5 protein-coding genes are annotated in these 4,416 nt (G+C 36.3%); 4 read left to right on the top strand and 1 reads right to left on the bottom strand.

What is annotated here, in order from left to right:
* The first annotated feature begins 239 nt into the window (after positions 1 to 239).
* From COO03_RS23475 to COO03_RS23460, 4 genes are all read left to right on the top strand, one after another.
* Complete coding sequence (locus tag COO03_RS23475) at positions 240 to 674, top strand: DUF3920 family protein (RefSeq protein ID WP_097899416.1); 435 nt, start codon at positions 240 to 242, stop codon at positions 672 to 674.
* A 114-nt stretch (positions 675 to 788) separates the two neighbouring features.
* A complete protein-coding gene (locus COO03_RS23470) occupies positions 789 to 1,199 on the top strand; it encodes a MarR family winged helix-turn-helix transcriptional regulator (RefSeq protein ID WP_097899415.1) in 411 nt (136 codons plus the stop codon).
* Between the two features lie 49 nt (positions 1,200 to 1,248).
* Entirely contained in the window at positions 1,249 to 1,947 is a 699-nt protein-coding gene (locus COO03_RS23465; RefSeq protein WP_097899414.1) for a pirin family protein, read from the top strand.
* A gap of 150 nt (positions 1,948 to 2,097) precedes the next feature.
* Positions 2,098 to 3,747 (top strand): M4 family metallopeptidase, encoded by a 1,650-nt coding sequence (locus tag COO03_RS23460; protein ID WP_141523248.1) that lies wholly within the window; start codon positions 2,098 to 2,100, stop codon positions 3,745 to 3,747.
* A gap of 46 nt (positions 3,748 to 3,793) precedes the next feature.
* Here the strand turns inward: COO03_RS23460 and COO03_RS23455 are convergent, their stop codons facing one another.
* Positions 3,794 to 4,108 (bottom strand): metal-sulfur cluster assembly factor, encoded by a 315-nt coding sequence (locus COO03_RS23455; RefSeq protein ID WP_097899412.1) that lies wholly within the window; start codon positions 4,106 to 4,108, stop codon positions 3,794 to 3,796.
* Positions 4,109 to 4,416 lie beyond the last annotated feature (308 nt).

Here is a 4,416-nt window from a genome sequence, read left to right as displayed (position 1 = left end):
GATGGGAGAGAGCATCTGGCCATGCATAGAAGCGGTCAGTGCCTTTTTCCGCCCCATGCGAAATGAAAACAGAAAGAGCAAACGAGTGTAAGTTACTTTTTATTCTACATAGCAGGGATTTAGATGAAGAAAAATCCCATTGATTAAAGTTTCACTTTATATTGCAATATGTGTTTATTTTTTCCTATATGGTGGCATATATATAGAAAAAGGGAATTTGGAAAGGAGAATGGAGGGCAATGGAACTCCAGTTTCAAAACGTATATCAGCAAGCCGGGAATTGGTACGTGCTGGACTCAGAATTTCCGTGGGATATTCAGCAGGTGAAAAAGGATGTATTTTCACTGATTGAGAGACGAGAAGTCCCAGTTATTTTTTGCGATACGTGTGATACAAATGACGTACTTGTAAAATTAGGAGAAGAGGAAGAAGAATTTTTATTTCCTTTGAACGGTTTTTATCATAAAGAAAAACAAGTAATTTTTGTTTGTATGTGGGAACGATATGAGCAAGTGCTCAAAACTTTACTACATGAATTTCGGCATTCGATGCAGCATGAGAATAACGTATTGTATGTGGAAAAAGAAGTGTATGAGGTACGGTGGATTGAGAAAGATGCTCGTGCATTCGCGGAGCGTAAAATGAATGAATATATGAGAAGGAATGTAAACTAAGGCATAGTGGTGCGAACATCACTACGCCTTAGTTTGTAACTTACTAAAGTAAAGTAGTTGACATTTATAAAGTTTAGTTCTAAACTAAATGTATTAAGCAAGCGAGGTGATGGAATGAAAGCAGAAGAAAGACTTGGATTATTATTATGGTTCCGTTTATCGCGCTTTTATAACAGAAGCGTTCGCGAGACAAATCAGCATTTGAAACAATGGGGTTTATCTGCTGCACAATTTGATGTTTTAGCTCAAATCGGAGGACAAGATCGATTAACACAGCAGGAACTTGGGAAGAAGCTATTTGTTACAAAAGGGAATATTACGCAGCTCTTAAATAAGATGGAGCAGCTTGATTGGATTAGGCGAGAACAGGAAGGCACTACAAAATATCTTTCGTTAACAGAAAAGGGAAGAGCTTTATATGAAGAAGCTGTTCCGCCGCAAGAGACATTTCAAGCAGAACAATTTGGTAAGCTAGATCGCAATGAGCAAAAGCAATTATTAGAATTACTTCGAAAGTTACAATAAAAAATTTTAAATAAATATCTCGAATTCGAGATAATATGAGGTGAAGGATATGTTTGAAAAAATTGATCATAAAAATATGGGAAGAGCAAATCATGGCTGGTTAAATACACATTTTCATTTTTCATTCGCGGATTATTACAATCCAGACAATATGAGATTTGGAGCGCTTCGTGTTATTAATGATGATTTAGTAGCCGCACAAACAGGATTTGATATGCATCCGCATCGCGATATGGAGATTATTTCTTACGTTGTAGATGGAGAATTAACACACCAAGATAGCATGGGAAATCGTGGTACAATTGAGCGTGGGCATGTTCAATATATGAGTGCAGGTACAGGTGTATTTCATAGTGAACACAATTTAGGAAATGAGACATTACGTTTATTACAAATTTGGATTTTACCAGATCGCGCTGGGCATACACCAAATTACGGTGAGTTTAAATTTGATTGGAATCAGCGTGAAAATACATGGTTCCATATGGTATCTCCAGTTGATGGCGATGCACCAATTGTAATCCATCAAGATGCAAATTTATATTCTTTATCTTTAGAAGCAGGAAAAGAAATTAGCTTCCCTGTTAGTGAAGGACGCCAAGTTTATCTTGTACAAATTGAAGGAAGTGGCGTTGTAAATGGTGAGACACTTGTGATGCGTGATGCAGCAGAAGTGGTCGAAGAAGATATTCACATTCAAGCGAAAGAGCAATCTCATTATTTAGCAATTGAAATGAAGAAACAATAATGAATGAAGAAGGGGGCATCTAACAGGATGCTCCCTTTTTGGATGGAATTGTAAGGAAATTGTTTCTCAATATTTTTGGGCAGGTATCATTTTTGTTTTTCAGAAATGTATAAAAGTGTCAAAAATTTTTGGGGAATGGGGAGTGTTAGATTGAAAAAGCAAGTCGTTTCATCAGTATTGGCTTTATCCGTTATTATTGGGGGATTTGGTGCATTTGGGGCAACGAAAACACAAGCGGAAGAGCAACAAATTCAATATCACCAAGAATTTAAAACACCAGCTTACATAGGTGAGGAATGGAAAGCACCAGAAGGGTTAGATAAAAAAGAAACCGTATTTCAGTATTTAGAGAGTAAGAAAGACATGTTTAAACTAGCAGGAAATATAGAGAAACATTTCAACATTGTTGGGGAGGAAAAGGATGCTGAATCAGGTACAACACATGTGAAGTTAGTTGAAAAACATAATAATATTCCTGTGTATGGATCAGATCAAACAGTTGCGCTTGATAAAGATAATAATGTGAAAGCATTTTTCGGACAAGTTATCCCGAATTTAGAAGATAAAAATATTCCAACTGCAGCGAACATTACAAATGAACAAGCTGTAAATGTCGCAAAAGCTGATATTGAAAAACAAATTGGTAAAGTGAATAAATATGATGGTGTGAAAAAAGATTTGTATGTGTATGAAAAAGATGGGAAGTACTATCTTGCCTATCTTGTAAAAGCATCGATTTCAAAACCAGCACCAGGATATTGGCATTATTTTGTTGATGCAACAAATGGAAATGTCATTGAGAAATATAATGCCATTGATCAAATTACTGGATTTGGTTATGGGGTGCTAGGAAACAAACAATCATTTGAGATTGCTCAAGATGAGAAAACAGGAGCGTTCAATTTATTTGATGGCAAACGTGGGAAAGGTGTTCATACGTTTAACGCAGATAATATGGACGAGAATATATTTAATCTTTTATCACAATGGCTTGGATACACAGGTGATGAAGTAGAAAGTAAATCAAAGTTCTTTGAAGATAAAGCTGCTGTTGATGCGCATGTGAACGCAGGAAAAGTATATGACTATTATAAAAAGATATTTAACCGTAACTCTTTCGATGATAAAGGGGCGAAACTGATTTCCTCTGTTCACGTAGGTGAGAGCTGGAATAACGCAGCATGGAATGGTGTGCAAATGATGTATGGTGATGGAGATGGAACAACATTTATTCCATTATCTGCAGGATTAGATGTTATTGGTCATGAGTTAACACATGCTGTAACAGAACATACGGCGAACCTTGTATACCAAAATGAGTCAGGTGCATTAAATGAATCAGTATCCGATATTATGGGTGTAATGGTTGAGAAAAAAAGCTGGGATCTAGGTGCTGATATTTACACACCTGGTATCGAAGGAGATGCCCTTCGTTCTCTGAAAGATCCAGCATCCATTCCGAATCCATTAAAACCTGGAGAAGGTTATCCAGATCATTACAGTAAACGCTACACAGGACCATATGATAATGGCGGCGTTCATATTAACAGTAGTATCAATAACAAGGCGGCATATTTAGTGTCTGAAGGTGGCGAGCATTACGGTGTGAAAGTTGCTGGTGTTGGTCGCGAAGCAACAGAAAAAATTTACTATCATGCGCTTACAAAATATTTAACTGCAAACTCCAACTTTAAAATGATGCGCCAAGCTGCAATTCAATCTGCAGAAGATTTATATGGTAAAAACTCTAAAGCGGTACAAGCTGTAACGAAAGCTTATGATGCAGTAGGAGTAAAATAATATAAATGGAAAAGACCTGACTCGATTGTCAGGTCTTTTTTTGCATTTAATCACGGATACCTAGAGCGATTTTCGCTATACGCGACATGCGCTCTTTTGACCAAGGTGGATTCCAAACTACATTTACTTCTATTTCATTGACTTCTGGTACATTTGTTGATAGTACTTTTTTTACATCTGAGACGATTTGTCCAGCCATTGGGCAACCGATAGAAGTCATTGTCATTGTAATGACAGCATTGTTATTCTCATCCGCTGTAACGTCATATACTAATCCGAGATTGATAATATCAACCCCTAGTTCAGGATCAATAACAGCTTCTAAATTGGCATATAATTTCTCTTCGAATTCTTGCGACATGCACAACACTCCTAATATGAATGATATCCATTCTCATTATAAAGGAAATAAGATAAATATGCAGTGAAATAGCTCACAGTGTTTTTGGAGGAACTTTCTTATACTGATGATAAGTATAAGGAAGGAGACATTTTAAAGATGGACTATAATAAAAATTCTTTTATCATTTTAACCGAGAAGACCCCTTCCTCTAAACGAAGTGAAGGTGGGGGATGAATCGGTTTTTTCTTTTTTAAAAGAAAATTGCATTTATTCAGAACATATGTTTTGTTTTGGTGTATAATTGTTTTATCAAACAAAATGAGGTG

The sequence above is a fragment of the Bacillus sp. AFS098217 genome, from assembly GCF_002551815.1.
GTDB lineage: Bacteria > Bacillota > Bacilli > Bacillales > Bacillaceae_G > Bacillus_A.
This window is presented reverse-complemented; position numbering and strand designations above follow the sequence as displayed.

Coding starts and splice junctions, on each gene's coding strand:
- COO03_RS23475 (WP_097899416.1), top strand. CDS start 240: ATGGAACTCCAGTTTCAAAACGTATATCAGCAAGCCGGGAATTGGTAC.
- COO03_RS23470 (WP_097899415.1), top strand. CDS start 789: ATGAAAGCAGAAGAAAGACTTGGATTATTATTATGGTTCCGTTTATCG.
- COO03_RS23465 (WP_097899414.1), top strand. CDS start 1,249: ATGTTTGAAAAAATTGATCATAAAAATATGGGAAGAGCAAATCATGGC.
- COO03_RS23455 (WP_097899412.1), bottom strand. CDS start 4,108: ATGTCGCAAGAATTCGAAGAGAAATTATATGCCAATTTAGAAGCTGTT.